General features: G+C 54.6%; 12 protein-coding genes, 2 pseudogenes and 1 other annotated feature. Of the genes and pseudogenes, 11 read left to right on the forward strand and 3 right to left on the reverse strand.

The genetic code is table 11. The features are described from left to right. Nucleotides 1–92: 92 nt before the first annotated feature. Nucleotides 93–1,009: pseudogene (locus IWX87_RS14040) on the reverse strand (IS3 family transposase); the annotation flags it as partial. Then, nucleotides 615–731, reverse strand: a sequence feature (AL1L pseudoknot). (Overlaps the previous pseudogene by 117 nt.) A 399-nt stretch (nt 1,010–1,408) precedes the next feature. Between IWX87_RS14040 and IWX87_RS14045 the strand changes: the two are divergent. The 5 genes from IWX87_RS14045 to IWX87_RS14065 all read left to right on the forward strand — a co-directional run bounded on the left by IWX87_RS14045 (nt 1,409) and on the right by IWX87_RS14065 (nt 8,875). After that, nucleotides 1,409–4,300, forward strand: a complete 2,892-nt coding sequence (locus tag IWX87_RS14045; RefSeq protein ID WP_196864155.1) for a 2-oxoglutarate dehydrogenase E1 component — start codon at nt 1,409–1,411, stop codon at nt 4,298–4,300. 47 nt (nt 4,301–4,347) lie between these two features. Next, nucleotides 4,348–5,619: a 2-oxoglutarate dehydrogenase complex dihydrolipoyllysine-residue succinyltransferase gene (gene odhB, locus IWX87_RS14050; RefSeq protein WP_196864156.1), complete on the forward strand. Its 1,272-nt coding sequence runs from the start codon at nt 4,348–4,350 to the stop codon at nt 5,617–5,619. Between the two features lie 68 nt (nt 5,620–5,687). Beyond that, the gene (lpdA, locus tag IWX87_RS14055) at nt 5,688–7,115 is read left to right on the forward strand and encodes a dihydrolipoyl dehydrogenase (RefSeq protein WP_196864157.1); all 1,428 of its coding nucleotides are present in this window, start codon (nt 5,688–5,690) and stop codon (nt 7,113–7,115) included. 12 nt (nt 7,116–7,127) lie between these two features. Beyond that, nucleotides 7,128–8,231 carry a cell division protein ZapE gene (gene zapE, locus IWX87_RS14060; RefSeq protein WP_196864158.1) on the forward strand — a complete coding sequence of 368 codons (1,104 nt, stop codon included), beginning with the start codon at nt 7,128–7,130 and terminating at the stop codon, nt 8,229–8,231. Then, nucleotides 8,228–8,875: a hypothetical protein gene (locus IWX87_RS14065; protein ID WP_196864159.1), complete on the forward strand. Its 648-nt coding sequence runs from the start codon at nt 8,228–8,230 to the stop codon at nt 8,873–8,875. Before zapE ends, IWX87_RS14065 begins: the two co-directional genes overlap by 4 nt. 9 nt (nt 8,876–8,884) lie before the next feature. On the opposite strand, the gene IWX87_RS14070 is transcribed toward IWX87_RS14065, so the two are convergent. Continuing rightward, nucleotides 8,885–9,643, reverse strand: a complete 759-nt coding sequence (locus IWX87_RS14070) for a PP2C family serine/threonine-protein phosphatase (RefSeq protein ID WP_196864160.1) — start codon at nt 9,641–9,643, stop codon at nt 8,885–8,887. 8 nt (nt 9,644–9,651) lie between these two features. Between IWX87_RS14070 and IWX87_RS14075 the strand changes: the two genes are divergently transcribed. Genes IWX87_RS14075 through IWX87_RS14085 form a run of 3 tightly spaced genes read left to right on the forward strand, consistent with a single transcriptional unit; the run spans nt 9,652 to nt 11,952 of the window. Next, entirely contained in the window at nt 9,652–9,795 is a 144-nt protein-coding gene (locus IWX87_RS14075) for a hypothetical protein (RefSeq protein ID WP_196864260.1), read from the forward strand. Further along, nucleotides 9,743–9,946, forward strand: coding sequence for a YdcH family protein (locus IWX87_RS14080; RefSeq protein WP_196864161.1), 204 nt, complete (start codon nt 9,743–9,745; stop codon nt 9,944–9,946). Before IWX87_RS14075 ends, IWX87_RS14080 begins: the two co-directional genes overlap by 53 nt. Continuing rightward, on the forward strand, nt 9,946–11,952 hold the full coding sequence (locus IWX87_RS14085; RefSeq protein WP_196864162.1) for an ATP-dependent DNA helicase: 2,007 nt from the start codon (nt 9,946–9,948) through the stop codon (nt 11,950–11,952). Before IWX87_RS14080 ends, IWX87_RS14085 begins: the two co-directional genes overlap by 1 nt. Here IWX87_RS14085 and IWX87_RS14090 read toward each other — a convergent pair. Next, nucleotides 11,915–12,739 carry an outer membrane protein assembly factor BamD gene (locus IWX87_RS14090; protein WP_196864163.1) on the reverse strand — a complete coding sequence of 275 codons (825 nt, stop codon included), beginning with the start codon at nt 12,737–12,739 and terminating at the stop codon, nt 11,915–11,917. The two genes, IWX87_RS14085 and IWX87_RS14090, sit on opposite strands and share 38 nt — an antisense overlap. Before the next feature lie 17 nt (nt 12,740–12,756). On the opposite strand from IWX87_RS14090, the gene IWX87_RS14095 reads away from it, so the two are divergent. From IWX87_RS14095 to IWX87_RS14105, 3 genes and pseudogenes are all read left to right on the forward strand, one after another. Next, nucleotides 12,757–13,791: an RluA family pseudouridine synthase gene (locus tag IWX87_RS14095; protein WP_196864164.1), complete on the forward strand. Its 1,035-nt coding sequence runs from the start codon at nt 12,757–12,759 to the stop codon at nt 13,789–13,791. Nucleotides 13,792–13,905: 114 nt separating this feature from the next. Then, nucleotides 13,906–14,439, forward strand: a pseudogene (scpB, locus tag IWX87_RS14100) (SMC-Scp complex subunit ScpB); the annotation flags it as partial. A 170-nt stretch (nt 14,440–14,609) separates the two neighbouring features. Continuing rightward, nucleotides 14,610–16,205 (forward strand): pseudouridine synthase, encoded by a 1,596-nt coding sequence (locus IWX87_RS14105; RefSeq protein WP_196864166.1) that lies wholly within the window; start codon nt 14,610–14,612, stop codon nt 16,203–16,205. Nucleotides 16,206–16,303 lie beyond the last annotated feature (98 nt).

A 16,303-nucleotide genomic window follows, 5' to 3' on the forward strand; every position in this document is an offset into this window, starting at 1 on the left:
CCACCCAGGCGCAATTCGCAGCACCAACCCCAGTTGGTCTATCGCTGTGTGAGTCAGACCGCCCAGGAACAACTGGCACTGATATTCTTACTGTCGGAGTGATGGATCAGGGCATCGCCCGATTGCGGTTGGCGGTCATACAAGGCCTGCTCCAATGCGTCCAGAACAAAGTCTGTTCGCATGGAACTGCTCTGGCGCCAGCCCACGATCCGGCGAGCGTAGACGTCAATCACAAAGGCTACGTATTGCCAGCCCTGCCAAGTTGACACGTACGTGAAGTCCGACACCCACAGCTGATTGGGACGATCAGCCTTGAATTGCCGGTTGACACGATCCAGTGGTCGGGCAGCGGTCGTATCGCTAATGGTCGTGCGTACCACCTTGCCGCGCCGGGCCCCTTGCAGACCCAGGAATTTCATTAGTCGCTCGACGGTGCAGCGCGCCACCGTGATGCGCTCTCGCCGCATTTGCTTGTAGACCTTATCGGCGCCGTAGACTCGCATGTTGGCTTGCCAGACCCGCTCGATCTCTGGCTTGAGGATGGCCTCGGTTTTGGCACGTGCACAGCGCAAATCAGGGTTGCGCTGGTGTGCCGCATGGCGCCGGTAGCCTGACGGGGCAATCTGCAAGACCTTGCAAATCGGCTCGACCCCGTGGGTATAGCGATGCTTGTCAATAAACTGTCTCAGGACTTGCATCGGCGGCCCGGCTCCGCCGATGCAAAAAAAGCACTTGCCAGCTTGAGAATCTCGTTGGCCCGGCGCAGTTCCTTGTTCTCGCGCTCCAGTTCCTTGACACGCTGCGCCTCTGCGCTAGTAAGGCCGTCGCGTACGCCGGTATCGACCTCTACGCGCTTGACCCATTCATTTAGCGTCTGCGGCACGCAGCCAATTTTGGGGGCGATGGATTCTATGGCCGCCCACAGCGAAGGGTAGTCGCTTCGGTGCTCCTGCACCATACGCACTGCGCGTTCGCGAACCTCGGGTGAAAACTTGTTTGACTTCTTCATGGCTCAATCCTCTCAGAGATTTGAGCCTCCTCAAAACCCGGAGCGATTCAGTAGGTTTGCAGTCTGTTCCTCGTTTCTAGTCACTTCGTGCTTCTCGGGCGCAAGGAACACCATTTCTCTTGACTGCGTGAAAAGTCCCTGTAGGGGCAAGGTCAGTCATAGAGATCCTAGATATGTACCTTTTTGTTCCATTAGCGAGAATCAACAACACTAAATTTTTACATGTTAAAGGCACATCTTATTGGTATGCCTTGCCGAGCTGGCACAATCCAACATGTTTCTGAAGGTCCTTCCTTGCCACAGTCGCATCCGCTAATCGGTTCAGCCGTGTTGCGGGAGGTTAATCAACCAAGCTTTAACCAGCTAATGTTTCCCCAAGGGAAACGGAGGTCAGCGGATATGAGTTCAAACTCGCAGTCACCTGCGTCTGTCTACACAGCCTACGAAGGCAATTCCTATCTTTTCGGCGGCAATGCGCCTTATGTTGAAGAGATGTATGAAAACTATCTCGCCAATCCTGGAAGCGTTACAGATAGCTGGCGTGAGTATTTCGATGCCCTCCAGAATGTTGCTGCAACCGATGGCTCCAACGCCAAAGACGTTCCACATCTGCCTGTGGTCAATGCTTTTGCCGAGCGTGCCAAGCAAGGACAAACCAAGGTTGTCGTCGCAAGTGGTGCAGATTCTGAAATGGGCCGCAAGCGCACCTCCGTTCAGCAATTGATCGCCGCTTATCGAAATGTCGGTGCACGTTGGGCAGATCTTGATCCACTAAAGCGTGCCGAGCGTGACAATATTCCTGAACTGGACCCGGCTTTTTATGGGTTTACAGATGCTGACCAAGAGATTGTGTTTAACACCAGCAACACATTTTTTGGCACGGAAACTATGAGCCTTCGCGAACTGCTCAATGCCTTGCGTGAAACGTATTGCGGCACGATTGGTGCCGAATACATGTATGCAACCGACCAGAATCAAAAGCGCTGGTGGCAGCAAAAGCTTGAAAGCATTCGCAGTAAACCGAATTTATCTAAAGAAAAAAAGCTGCATCTTCTTGATCGTCTGTCTGCGGCAGAAGGCCTGGAGCGCTTTTTGCATACCAAGTACGTGGGCCAGAAGCGTTTCTCGCTTGAAGGCGGCGAAAGTTTCATCGCCAGCATGGATGAGTTGATTCAGCGCGGTGGCGAAATCGGTGTGCAGGAAATCGTGATTGGCATGGCCCATCGGGGCCGTCTGAATGTGCTGGTCAACTCTCTTGGCAAAGTTCCTGCCAACTTATTTGCCGAATTCGACCATACCGCGCCTGAGGATCTGCCCAGCGGGGACGTAAAGTACCATCAGGGTTTCAGTTCCGACGTGACGACGCCTGGCGGTCCGGTTCACCTGTCGCTCGCATTCAACCCATCTCACCTTGAAATCGTCAACCCTGTGGTCGAAGGCTCCGTTCGTGCCCGCATGGATCGACGCGCTGATCCCAAGGGCCTGCAAGTGTTGCCCGTGCTGGTGCACGGTGACGCGGCGTTTGCCGGGCAAGGCGTGGTCATGGAAACGCTTGCGCTCGCTGAAACCCGTGGCTATTCCACGGGTGGCACCGTTCACCTGGTGATCAACAACCAGATCGGCTTTACCACCAGCGATCCGCGCGACAGCCGTTCAACGCTGTATTGCACCGATGTTGTCAAGATGATTGAAGCGCCTGTGCTGCACGTCAATAGCGATGATCCGGAGGCCGTGGTGCTTGCCACCCAGCTGGCGCTTGAGTTCCGCATGGAATTCCAGAAAGACGTCGTGGTCGACATCATCTGCTTTCGTAAATTGGGCCACAACGAACAGGACACTCCGGCATTGACCCAGCCGCTGATGTACAAAAAGATTGCCCAGCATCCCGGCACACGCCGCCTCTACGCCGACAAACTGACGGCGCAAGGCTTTGGCGAAACGCTGGGCGACGACATGGTCAAAGCCACGCGCGCAGCGTTGGACGCCGGCAAGAGCACGTTTGACCCGGTTCTGACCAATTTCAAGAGCAAGTACGCGGTGGATTGGAGTCCTTACGTAGGCAAGAAGTGGACCGATGCAGGGGACACGGCCATTCCCATGGCCGAGTGGAAACGTCTGGCCACCAAAATCACTACTATTCCCGAAACTGTCACACCACACAATCTGGTCAAGAAAGTGTATGACGATCGCGCCGCCATGGGACGTGGTGATATTCCGGTGGACTGGGGCATGGGCGAACATATGGCTTTTGCATCCCTGGTGGCCAGTGGTTACCCGGTGCGTTTGTCAGGTGAAGATTGCGGACGTGGAACGTTCACGCATCGCCATTCCGTGATTCACGACCAGAGCCGTGAAAAATGGGATACGGGAACTTACGTGCCGCTGCAGAACGTGGCTGACAACCAAGCCCCGTTTGTCGTCATCGACTCGATCCTGTCCGAAGAAGCCGTGCTGGCCTTTGAGTACGGCTATGCCTCCAACGACCCAAGTACCATGGTGATCTGGGAAGCACAGTTTGGAGATTTTGCCAATGGTGCGCAAGTGGTGATCGACCAGTTCATCGCTTCTGGTGAAGTCAAATGGGGACGAGTAAATGGCATTACGCTGATGCTGCCCCATGGATACGAAGGCCAGGGGCCGGAGCACAGCTCGGCGCGTCTTGAGCGTTTCATGCAATTGTCAGCCGATGCCAACATGCAGGTGGTCCAGCCAACAACCGCCAGCCAGATTTTCCATGTGCTGCGTCGCCAGATGGTGCGCAACCTGCGCAAGCCGCTGATAATCATGACGCCGAAATCTCTGCTGCGTAACAAGGACGCAACATCTCCGCTGTCCGAGTTCACCAAAGGTGCCTTCCAGACTGTCATTCCTGAAAACAAGGAAGAAGTCATCAAGCGCGCCGATAAGGTCAAGCGCGTCATTGCATGCTCCGGAAAGGTTTATTACGACCTGGTCAAAAAGCGTGACGAAAAAGGATTTGACGATGCTGTGATTTTGCGTGTTGAGCAGCTTTATCCTTTCCCGCACAAGGCTTTTGCTGCCGAGTTGAAAAAATATCCAAATGCCACTGATGTCGTATGGTGTCAGGACGAGCCGCAAAATCAGGGTGCATGGTTCTTTGTGCAGCATTACATCCACGAGAACATGCTTAACGGCCAAAAGCTGGGCTATTCGGGACGCGCTGCCTCGGCTTCTCCAGCCGTCGGGTATTCGCATTTGCATCAGGAACAGCAAAAAGCGCTGGTAGACGGCGCATTTTCAAAGTTGAAGGGTTTTATCTTGACCAAATAAGGTCAAGCTATTTCCTGAAATATAAGAAAACACTCGAAAGAATCAAAATGGCAATCGTAGAAATTAAAGTTCCCCAGCTGTCGGAGTCTGTAGCGGAAGCCACCATGCTGCAATGGAAAAAGAAAGTCGGCGACGCAATCGCAATTGACGAGATCCTGATCGAAATTGAAACCGACAAGGTCGTTCTTGAGGTTCCTGCACCTTCTGCCGGCGTACTGGTTGAACTCGTGGTTGCCGACGGCGGCACGGTGGTTTCAGACCAGGTGATTGCAAGAATCGATACCGATGGCAAGGCGGGCACGGCTGCACCTGCGCCCGCTGTGGCTTCTCCTTCATCGGCAATGGCTTCTGTGCCGTCATCTGCACCGGGCACATCGTCTGGCGGCTCCATGGCCGGCGTTCCGATGCCCGCGGCTGCCAAGTTGATGGCAGACAACAACTTGGCGGCCGGCACGGTGCCAGGTACAGGCAGGGACGGCCGTGTCACCAAGGGTGATGTTCTGGGAGCGACTGCTGCAGGAGCTCCTAAAACAGTAGCTGTCAATACAATACCGACGGGCGCACCGACCGTTTCTTTACCTAAAGTTGCATCGCCGGTTAAAGCTGCTGACTTGGGTGACCGACCTGAGCAGCGGGTTCCCATGAGCCGCCTGCGCGCCCGTATTGCCGAGCGTCTTTTGCAGTCGCAATCGACCAATGCCATTTTGACGACTTTCAACGAAGTCAACATGGCGCCGGTGATGGAAATGCGCAAGAAGTTCCAGGATGCCTTTAGCAAGGAGCATGGCGTCAAGATCGGCTTCATGAGCTTCTTTGTCAAGGCTGCCGTGCACGCACTCAAGAAGTTCCCGATGATCAACGCATCGGTGGATGGCAACGATATCGTCTATCACGGCTACTTTGACATTGGCATTGCGGTAGGTTCGCCGCGTGGCCTGGTTGTGCCCATCCTGCGCAATGCGGACCAGATGAGTTTTGCAGAGATCGAGAAGAAAATTGCCGAATATGGCCAGAAAGCCAAGGACGGCAAGTTGGGCATCGAAGAAATGACCGGCGGAACGTTCTCGATTTCCAATGGCGGCACGTTCGGCTCCATGCTTTCCACGCCGATCATCAACCCCCCACAGTCCGCCATTCTGGGCGTGCATGCCACCAAGGACCGTGCGGTGGTCGAAAACGGACAGATTGTGATTCGCCCTATGAATTACCTCGCCATGAGCTATGACCACCGCATCATTGATGGCCGTGAAGCAGTGTTGGGTCTGGTCGCCATGAAAGAGGCTCTGGAAGATCCTGCCCGCCTGCTGTTTGATATCTAAACCCTGTTGGGGCAGTGGTCACAGCCAGGCGGCTGCATGTCCCCGCCCCCTATTTACTGGAAAAGCACATGTCCAAACAATTTGACGTGGTCGTCATCGGCGGCGGTCCTGGCGGTTACATCGCTGCTATTCGCGCTGCACAACTGGGCTTTAATGTTGCCTGCATAGACGAGTGGAAGAATTCCAAGGGCGGCCCAGCCCTGGGTGGAACCTGCACTAACACGGGCTGCATTCCCTCGAAAGCGCTGTTGCAATCCTCGGAATATTTCGAGCATGCAGGGCACCACTTTGCCGATCATGGCATAGAGGTCAAGGGCCTGGGTCTCGATCTCGGCAAGATGATTGGCCGCAAGGACACAGTCGTCAAGCAAAACAACGATGGCATCGTTTACCTGTTCAAAAAGAACAAGGTCACTTTTTTCCACGGTCGTGGCTCTTTTATGGCTGCCAGGGATGGCGTCTACGACATCAGGGTCGCAGGCACTGCAGAAGAAACGATCTCTGGCAAACACATCATTGTGGCCACAGGCTCCAATGCCCGAGCCTTGCCGGGTATGGCTTTCGATGAACTCAACATTTTGTCGAATGACGGCGCTCTGCGCATTGGTGCGGTTCCCCAGAAACTGGGTGTGATCGGTTCTGGCGTGATTGGCTTGGAAATGGGTTCGGTCTGGCGCCGCCTGGGTTCCGACGTGACGATTCTGGAAGGCTTGTCCACCTTCCTGGGCGCGGTTGACCAGCAGATTGCCAAAGAGGCATACAAGGCATTCACCAAGCAAGGTTTGAAAATAGAGTTGGGGGTGAAAGTTGGCGAGATCAAGAATGGCGAGAACAGCGTGTCCATTGCTTATGAGAATGCCAAAGGCGAAGCACAGACTCTCGAAGTTGACAAGCTCATTATTTCCATCGGCCGCACTGCCAATACTATTGGCCTGAATCCGCAAGCCGTGGGTCTGAGCCTGGATGAGCGCGGGGCGATCATGGTGGACGGCGACTGCATGACCAATTTGCCTAATGTATGGGCGGTGGGTGACGTCGTGCGCGGCCCAATGCTGGCGCACAAGGCCGAAGAAGAAGGCGTGGCAGTTGCAGAGCGAATTGCCGGCCAGCATGGGCATGTCAATTTCAATACCATTCCGTGGGTGATCTACACCAGCCCGGAGATTGCATGGGTTGGCCAGACCGAGGAACAACTGAAGGCAGAAGGGCGCGCTTACAAGGCCGGCACTTTCCCCTTCATGGCCAATGGCCGGGCCAGGGCGCTGGGCGACACTACCGGCATGGTCAAGATGCTGGCAGATGCTGCAAGTGACGAAATTCTTGGGGTCCATATCGTAGGACCGATGGCCAGTGAGTTGATTGCCGAATGCGTCATGGCGATGGAATTCCGCGCCAGCAGTGAAGATATCGCACGTATCTGCCATGCCCATCCTTCGTTAAGCGAGGCCACTAAAGAGGCAGCGCTTGCTGTCGACAAGCGCACACTCAATTTCTGAGGGCTTTGAGTAGTGTCAAATTTGGTTCGCTCAGCTTACAACGCTGAACTCTCCGCACGGGGCTATACAAGTGACCCCGCACAGTTGCTTGCAATTGATGCTTTGGAGCGCTGTGCTACAGAGTGGGCAGCTTATAAAGGGAAAAGGTCAAATGCGTTTAAAAAGCTGATAAATCGTCCACCTATTCCACGCGGGGTTTACATGTACGGTGGGGTAGGGCGAGGTAAAAGTTTTTTAATGGACTGCTTTTTCAATGCAGTGCCGCTCAAGCGAAAAGTACGGCTTCATTTCCATGAATTCATGCGCGAAGTCCATCGTGAGTTGATGGATCTGCAGGGCACGCCCAACCCCCTCGATGCATTGGGAAAGCGGATTGCCAAGCGGTTCAGATTGATCTGTTTTGACGAGTTTCATGTGGCTGACATCACCGACGCCATGATCCTTCATCGAATGCTCGTTTCCCTTTTTGACAATGGTGTGGGATTCGTGACGACGTCGAATTTTCATCCTGACAAACTTTATCCCAACGGCTTGCATCGGGATCGAATTCTTCCGGCCATCGAACTTTTAAAGCTCCACCTTGACGTGATCAACGTTGACAACGGTACTGATTACCGCCGGCGTACGTTGGAACAGGCAACGCTTTATCACTCACCGTTGGGCCTTGAGGCTGATGCTGAAATGACGGAAACCTTTAATCGGCTGGCGGCCTCCCAAGATGAAAATCCGGTGCTCCACATCGAATCCAGGCAGATCCAAGCGAGGCGAAAAGCAGGCGGACTGGTGTGGTTCGACTTCAAAACTTTGTGTGGGGGGCCGCGATCTCAAAATGATTATCTCGAAATTGCAACCCAGTTCCATACGGTTTTGGTTAGTGATGTGCCAAATATGCCGGTTAGGATGGCTTCGGAAGCCCGGCGTTTCACGTGGCTGGTGGATGTTTTATATGACCGTCGTGTGAAACTGATTCTTTCTGCCGCTGTACCGCCTGAAGCTTTGTACACCGAGGGCCCTCTGGTACATGAATTTGCACGGACTGTCTCTCGGCTCAATGAAATGCAATCGATGGAATTTTTAGCTCTTGAGCACAGAACGGTGGACACTACGTTGACATGAAATCTAAAGCGGCAGCACTGTTACTGCTTTTGGTCGGCGGCTTTGCATCATTGCAAATTGGACTTGTGAAAGCGCAAACTGTCGATATAAATGCGCAGAGAGCCACCATTGCTGCTGAGCGAAACAGACTTGAGGCCAGTTTTCTGACAGAAGATTCTGCTTGCTACAAAAAATTTGCTGTTAACAGTTGTCTTGAGAATGTGAACGCTAGACGGGATGTCGCCATGGCAAACCTGCGTCGGCAGGAAATCTTGCTTAATGACGCGCAGCGAAAAAACATCGCTGAACAGCAAATCCGCAAAAATCAAGAAAAGTTGTCTCCCGAAAGCTTGCAGCAGAACGGTGAACGCCAGAATAAAGCGATTGAAGATTTTCGAGACCGGCAAGGACGTGACCAGGAAAGTGCGCAGTGGCGAAATGCCGCTGTTGCCAATGAATCAGCAGCCCGAGACGCTAATGCAGCGCGAATTGAAAATCACAAGAAAAAAATTCAGATACGTGCCGAGAGGCAAGCGGATGCAGTGGAAGACGCAAAAAAATTCAGAGAGCGTCAGATTCGAGCACAGGAACGTAGAGTCCAGCATGATACGGATGAAGCAAAGCGGCTCAAACCCGCCTTGAGATCTTTACCTCTGCCTCAGTAATCGAGGTGGTTATTCCAGAGATTCAAACTTGACAATCACCAGTGATAGATTGTCACCAACGCCTCGTGCGCGCTTGCATGCTTTCTGAATCAGGAATTCAGTACCTTCACGTGGAGACAACATGGACAAAGCAGACCCCATTTCACTTGTGTTGAAGTAATGCCATACCCCATCGCTGCAAGCCATCAACACGTCACCGGGCTGGAGTTTTGGAATGTAATGCTGGGCGATCGGTGGTGCTTCTTCACCCCCCAGGCAGCCCATGAGAATATTTGACTGCGGGTGGTTGGTGGCTTCTTCTTCATTGATCTCACCCTTGTCCACCAATGTTTGAACATATGAATGGTCTATGGTTCTATAAGCCAGTTTGCTCATGTGGAAGTGGTAAATACGGGAATCTCCGGTATGAACCCAATGGCAATCTCCGTTCGGATTAATCAGGAATGCTGCCAGTGTGCTGTGTGGTTCCTGTTCTGAGGAGATTGCGGTCAATTTGATGACAATGTGAGCTTCTTCGACAATCTGCCTGAGCATTGAGGGTCCGTCGTCAGTGTCAGGTGAATAGCGGTCAAAAAGCTGCTTTGCTGTCAACATCACTTGGTCGGATGCTTTGCGGCCGCCACTGCGCCCGCCCATTCCATCGGCAACTATGCCCAGAAGGCATTCAGGAATGCGATGATGGCTTAACAAACTGACTTGGTCCTGCTGGTAGTCACGGTCTCCCTTGTGAATACCCGTAGAGGCTGTGATGCGATAACTTTTAGTCATTTTTGGCAGTGGAAGATCCGCTGATTCAGGTGGTGCCCCATTGTTTTTATCAACAGCAGCAATCGACGTATTATCAAGCGGCGCAAACGGAAAAATTCATTGATCCCAAATCATTCCTCCTCTCAACGGCTGCTGATACAGCTCAAAATTGAACATGCAGATTTGAATGCACTTGCAGACAAAGCAGTACATGCGCCGCATATTGACGAATTATTAGTCAAGCGTCTTAAAAAGCGCCGGCTCCAGCTTCGTGACCGCATCTCACGACTGGAAGCTCTGTTGACAACTCCTGAGCCCGCTTAATGGATCTTGCATCTGAAGTCGGTCGAGCGTTTTCGCCCGAAGGTGTATTGTCCCGGACGACCGAATATTTTGTTCCGCGCTCCGGTCAAAAAGAGATGGCACTGGCCGTTTCGAAAGCTATCGAGGGCGGATATCCTCTGGTCGTTGAGGCAAGCACTGGTGTTGGCAAAACCTTTTCGTACCTGGTGCCGGCCTTGCTTAGTGGCGAGCGGGTACTTTTGTCCACTGCAACCAAGGCCTTGCAGGACCAACTGTTTGGACGCGATTTGCCTCGTCTTGTGGAATCCCTCGAATTGCCAGTGATGGTAGCCTTGCTTAAGGGACGTGGCAGCTACCTGTGTCTTCATCGAATGGAGATGGCGCGTCAGGAACGATTTTTGCCAGCGGGGGTATCAGTACGCTCACTTGCCCGGGTGGAAGAGTGGTCTCAGGTCACACGAACAGGAGATCTGGCGGAGCTTCCTGGCCTTGACGAGCGTTCACCCATGATCCCCCTGATCACTTCGACACGGGATAATTGCCTCGGTTCACAATGTCCGCGTTTTCGTGCCTGTCATGTCAACCTTGCCCGCAGGGAAGCCATTGCGGCAGATGTTGTTGTCGTCAACCATCATCTGTTCTTTGCCGATCTGGCGGTTCGTGAATCAGGCGTGGCCGAGTTGCTGCCTTCTGTGCGGATTGCTATTTTTGATGAAGCGCATCAACTGAATGAAACAGGTGTCCAGTTTCTGGGAAATAACCTGAGCACTGGCCAACTACTCGATTTTTCCCGCGATATGCTGGCAGCAGGCTTGCAATTGGCACGCGGATTGGTTGACTGGCAGGAAGTGGTGGCTACCATTGAACAGGCTGCTCGTGAATTGCGCCTTAGTGCGGGACAGCATTCTCCTGGCACCAAACTTCGATGGACTGATTCAGTGCCCGAAGGCTTGACTGCAAACGATTGGCAGCTAGCTCTGGAAGCGGTTCACTCATCCTGCCTCCAGGCATGCACAGCGCTTGACACCGTCAGCGAGATTGCGCCTGATTTTGTGCGGCTACATGAGCGCGCGGTGCAGTTGGCCGAGCAAGCCGAAGGCTTTGCCAAAACCTGCCATACCGGCTTTGTACGCTGGGTCGATGTGGGCATGCAACTGCGGCTGGTCGAGTCGCCACTCGATATTTCGGCTGCTGTAAAAAGCAAAATGCTGGGCAATTCGCCCGAAGTCGCAAAGACATGGATATTTACTTCTGCAACTCTGGGCGATGATGAAAAGTTAAGCTGGTTCACAAAACCATGCGGGCTTGAAGATGCCAGCGTCCTGCGAATTGGAAGTCCGTTTAACTACCAGCGGCAAGCCGCGCTCTATGTTCCACCAAACTTTCCCAAGCCCGGCGACCCAACGCATTCTGCAAGGGTGGCCGAATCGGTGGCGATCTGGTCACGCCAGATAGGTGGACGTACCATGGTGCTGACCACGACCTTGCGAGCGCTGCGAACCATTGGAGATGTGTTGATCGCTGCTTTCACTCAGTTGAAAGACCCGCTGGTGCTGGTGCAAGGCAGCATGCCCAAACGTGCGCTGATTGACCGTTTTCGCGAAGGCGATTCACTCGGCGGCAAAGGTTGCGTCCTGGTGGCATCGGCATCCTTCTGGGAAGGAATTGATGTTCCGGGCGATTCACTTCAACTTGTCATTATCGACAAATTGCCCTTTCCTCCGCCCAAAGATCCCTTGGCCGAGGCCCGTGCAAAGCTGCTGGAGTCCCAAGGGCGCAGTGCCTTTAATGACTATTTTCTGCCCGAAGCAGCCGTCGCACTAAAACAGGGAGCCGGCCGCCTGATACGCCGGGAGACAGATCAAGGCGTCTTGGTGGTTTGCGACAGCCGGCTGGTTTCAATGGGATACGGGCGCCGCCTCATCAAAGCGTTGCCGCCAATGCACAGACTGGCATCGGAACAGGCGTTGATGGACAGGCTGGCCAGTTTCACCAGAACTTGTACCACGGATTCTCTGCCGTTTTGAAGCCTTTGCTCATGAACTGGCTTTGGGGATAGCTTTTTTCCAGGATGCGGCGCATGTCGTCACGCAACTCGTTCATTCCCAGGGCATCGTAGGATTTAAAGAGAATGAAAGTAGCTTCTTCAAGCGCGGGAACTTCGCGGTAGTCTGCTATGGCGCTTTGCGCGCGGTTAATGGCAGCGACATAGGCACCGCGTGAGTAGTAGTAGCGTGCCACGTGGACTTCTGACTGTGCCAGTGAATTGACAATGTAGTTCATACGCAGGCGTGAGTCAGGTGCATAGCGAGAATCGGGAAACCGGGTGACCAGTTCCTTGAACGATTCAAACGACTCCTTGGCTGCGTTCTGGTCACGCTCTGAAAGGTCCTGACGCGAGATAAATCCGAAAAGACCCAGGTTGTCATTGAAATTCAACAATCCCTTCAGGTACAAGGCGTAGTCCAAGGCCGGGCTGGCAGGATGAAGCTTGATGAACCGGTTAAGTGTCGCCAAGGCTTGGGCCTGTTCTGCGCCTTTATACTGGGCATAAGCCTTGTCGAGTTGCGCTTGCTGTGCCAGGGGCGTTCCTGCCGCGCGACCTTCAAGCTTTTCGTAAAGTGGAATGGCCTTGTCGTAGGCGCCCGAACTGGCTTCATCCTTCGCTTCCGCGTAAATTTTGTTGGGACTCCAGTTTGCGGTCTTGTCGGCTACCGGCGCGATTGAACAGCCCGACAACACAAACAAACCTGCGAAAACTGCTGCTACAAGCGGCGATGCTTTCGGAAAATCCGACAATCTGGCAAAAAACATAGCAATCGACCCTCTTGATGACTGATTCAAAACTGAGAATATCTATTATATCGGGCAGCGTTAATGCCAGGCAGCCTGAAGACGATGCCCAAGATGAGGCAGACACTGCTGTCGAAATGGAACTGCGGCATGTCAGTGTTCCGGTCGAAAGCCACAACAGCCGGCTTGACAAAGCGCTGGCCGAATTAGTGCCCGAGTTTTCACGCAATTATCTTCAGCAATTGATTGAAGCCGGAGGCGTATGCGTCAAAGGCCAGAAAACCGTCAAAACCTCGGCCAAGGTCAAGGCGGGGGATGAACTGTCCGTCGAGTTGCGACCCACTGCCCAGAGCCAAGCTTTCAAACCTGAAGTCATGGCACTCGACATTGTCTATGAAGACGCGCATCTCCTGGTAATTAACAAGCCTGCCGGGCTGGTGGTTCATCCAGCCCCCGGCAACTGGAGCGGCACCTTGCTCAACGGCTTGCTTGCACACGATCCCCAAGCTTCATTCATGCCACGCGCCGGCATCGTGCACCGCCTCGACAAGGACACCAGTGGCCTGATGGTGGTGGCGCGTCAGCGTCAGTCTATGGACCAGCTGGTGGGCATGATTGCTGCACGCACGGTGAGCCGGGAATATATGGCGCTGGCGCATGGTGCATGGGAAGGCGCAAAAACCCGCCAGGTTGAAGCCCCCATTGGCCGCGACCCAAGAAACCGGCTGCGCATGGCGGTGGTTGACCTTGAAAAAAATTCGGGCAAAACCGCTTCCACTGTGGTCTCCTTGCTTGGCAACGCCAAAAATCATTGTCTGGTCAAGTGCAAGCTGCATACCGGTCGCACCCACCAGATCCGGGTTCACATGGCATTTCTGGCTCACCCGCTGGTGTCGGATGTGGTGTACGGCGGCGCGTTGGCCGGCGACATGGCGCGCCAGGCGCTGCACGCCTGCCGACTGGCATTTGCCCATCCGGCAACAGGCGAGCCGATGGAATTCAAGTCACCGCTACCACCTGACCTGCTGCATGCAATAGACGCTTTGGGCCTGAGATACAATCCTTCTATGTAGTTTTCTGCTACCGGCACCATGGTTTCCTGATCCAGGTAAAGCCTGCCTGAATGCGATGCGCTGACAAAAGCGCCTTTATCCGCTTTCCTCCCGTTTACTTCGGAACGACCAATCATGAATACGACGGATGCCCGGCGCATTCTCGAAACCGCCCTTATTTGCGCACAGCAACCGCTGACCTTGCGCGATATTGGGGTTTTGTTTAACGGGGGGTTGGCGGCCGACAGTATTAAACTGGTGCTTGGCGAGTTGCAGGACGAATGGTCGAACCGAGGCACTGAACTGGTGCATGTGGCAAGTGGATGGCGTTTTCAAAGCCGGCCGGAAATGCGCGAGCACCTGGACCGACTAACTCCTGAAAAACCAACCCGCTATAGCCGGGCGACACTTGAAACGCTGGCCATCATTGCATATCGGCAGCCTGTCACGCGGGGTGACATGGAAGATATTCGCGGCGTGACCATCAACAGCTTGTTGCTCAGACAGTTGGAAGACCGTGGCTGGGTTGAGGTCATCGGCCACCGCGAAACGGTGGGCCGCCCGGCGTTGTACGCGACGACCCGCCAGTTTCTGGATGATCTTGGCGTTGAATCCCTTGCCGGACTGCCGTCGATGAACGACACATCGGCGCAGATTGCAAAGCTTGAGCAGTTTGAACTGGGAATGTAGGGAACACCTGACAGTTTTCCAACCCTGACCACGACTGAATTGAAAATTTCGACCTATAGCGAGGACCTGGCGTCGGATGCCGGAAAAAGTTCTCCACCTGATCCGCAGTAATCCGTCTGCCCGCTATCCACCCGAACGAATGTAAAAGCATGAACTCAAACGACCATCCCGCCAGCAAGCCACTGCCCATGCCAGAAAATGAATCAAATAGTGCTCCAGCGCACGGACTGACTGCACGAGAAGCTCCTGAATCAATAGCAATTTTCGCAGGTGACAGCGTGACGTCGCCGCAGGCTGGTGCGCGGCAGCAGGGACTGAAGCCCTTGCCGTCAACCATTCGCTTTGAAGACGTGATCACCGGTCAATTCGATGCCGACGAAGAAGACGTTGCCCTTGGCCTGCCCAAACGGGTTCTGCTGCCCCAGCCAGAAACGCCCAAGCTGCACAAGGTCCTGGCCCAGGCTGGTTTGGGCTCACGTTTGGAAATGGAGCAGCTGATTCTGGAAGGGCGGATTTCTGTCAATGCCGAGCCGGCCCACATCGGCCAGCGCATCCAGTTTGGCGATACCGTCAAGGTCAATGGCAAGCCCATCCGTGTGCAGATTGATCCTCCGCCGCCGCGCGTCATCGCCTACCACAAGCCTGCCGGCGAAGTGGTGACGCACGATGACCCGCAAAACCGTCCGACCGTCTTCCGGCGCCTGCCCAAGCTGTTTCAGGGCAAATGGCAATCTGTTGGACGGCTGGATCTCAACACCGAAGGATTGTTGCTCCTGACGAGTTCTGGCGAATTGGCCAACAAGCTCATGCATCCGCGCTTCGGCCTGGAGCGTGAGTACGCCGTGCGGGTGCTGGGTGCATTGAGCAACGAAGAGAAAAAACGCCTGCTTGACGGCGTGACGCTGGATGATGGCGTGGCACAGTTCGGCTCGATTGATGCTGGTGGCGGTGAAGGCGCCAACTGCTGGTACCGGGTTACGATTTCCGAAGGTCGCAACCGCGAGGTGCGCCGCATGTTTGAAGCCGTGGGCCACGCCGTGAGTCGCCTGATCCGCATCCGTTACGGCGCCATGGTGCTGCCCCGCGGATTGAAACGCGGCGCGTTTGTCGAGCTTGACGAAAACGACATCTACGCATTGACCAGTGCGGTCAGCCGGTCGGAAGCGCGGTCAGATCCGCGTGCCAACGCAGGCGTTGCTGGCCAGCCCGACAGTGACGGCGGACCCCCGCAGCGCCGCGGTCCGCGCAGGAACGAGGGTCCACGCAGTAACAGCACCCGTCCCCGCAACGCGGGCGCAGGCCAAACCGGCATCGTCCAGCCGCTTGATGATTCGCAGCCGCCGATGAGCCGCAACGACGGCGCGCAGCGCGGCAATCGACGCGGCGCCAATCCTGGCATTGGCGGCGCAAAGGGCCGAAGCCAGGGCGGAAATGCCGGTCCGGCGACGCGCTTCGGACCGCCCGGTTCAGGATCGCCGCAAGGCCAGAGGCGCCGTGACGACCGGGGCCCGCGCATTGACAAATCCGCAGGTGCCTCACAGCCCGATCCCATGAAGACCTCGTTTGGCTATATTGGTGCCGATACCTTTACCCGACAGCGGCAGGATCAGGGCCAACAGCGCCGGGGCGGTGGCGGCAATGCGGGCGGCTTTGGTGGTGGCGGTGGCAGCGGCGGTGGCCTGCGTCGCAATGGTGGCAATTCAGGTGGCAATCGCGGTGGTGGTAACCGGGGTGGCAACCGCTAAAGTGGAACCGGATTGTTGGCATTCATTGAAAGCAATAAATCAATATTTGCTATTGAATAAATAGCTGCTAAAGCTTATTTATTCTGCGTAAAAAGCCG

It is taken from the genome of Polaromonas sp. CG_9.7 (genome assembly GCF_015752205.1).
GTDB lineage: Bacteria > Pseudomonadota > Gammaproteobacteria > Burkholderiales > Burkholderiaceae_C > Polaromonas.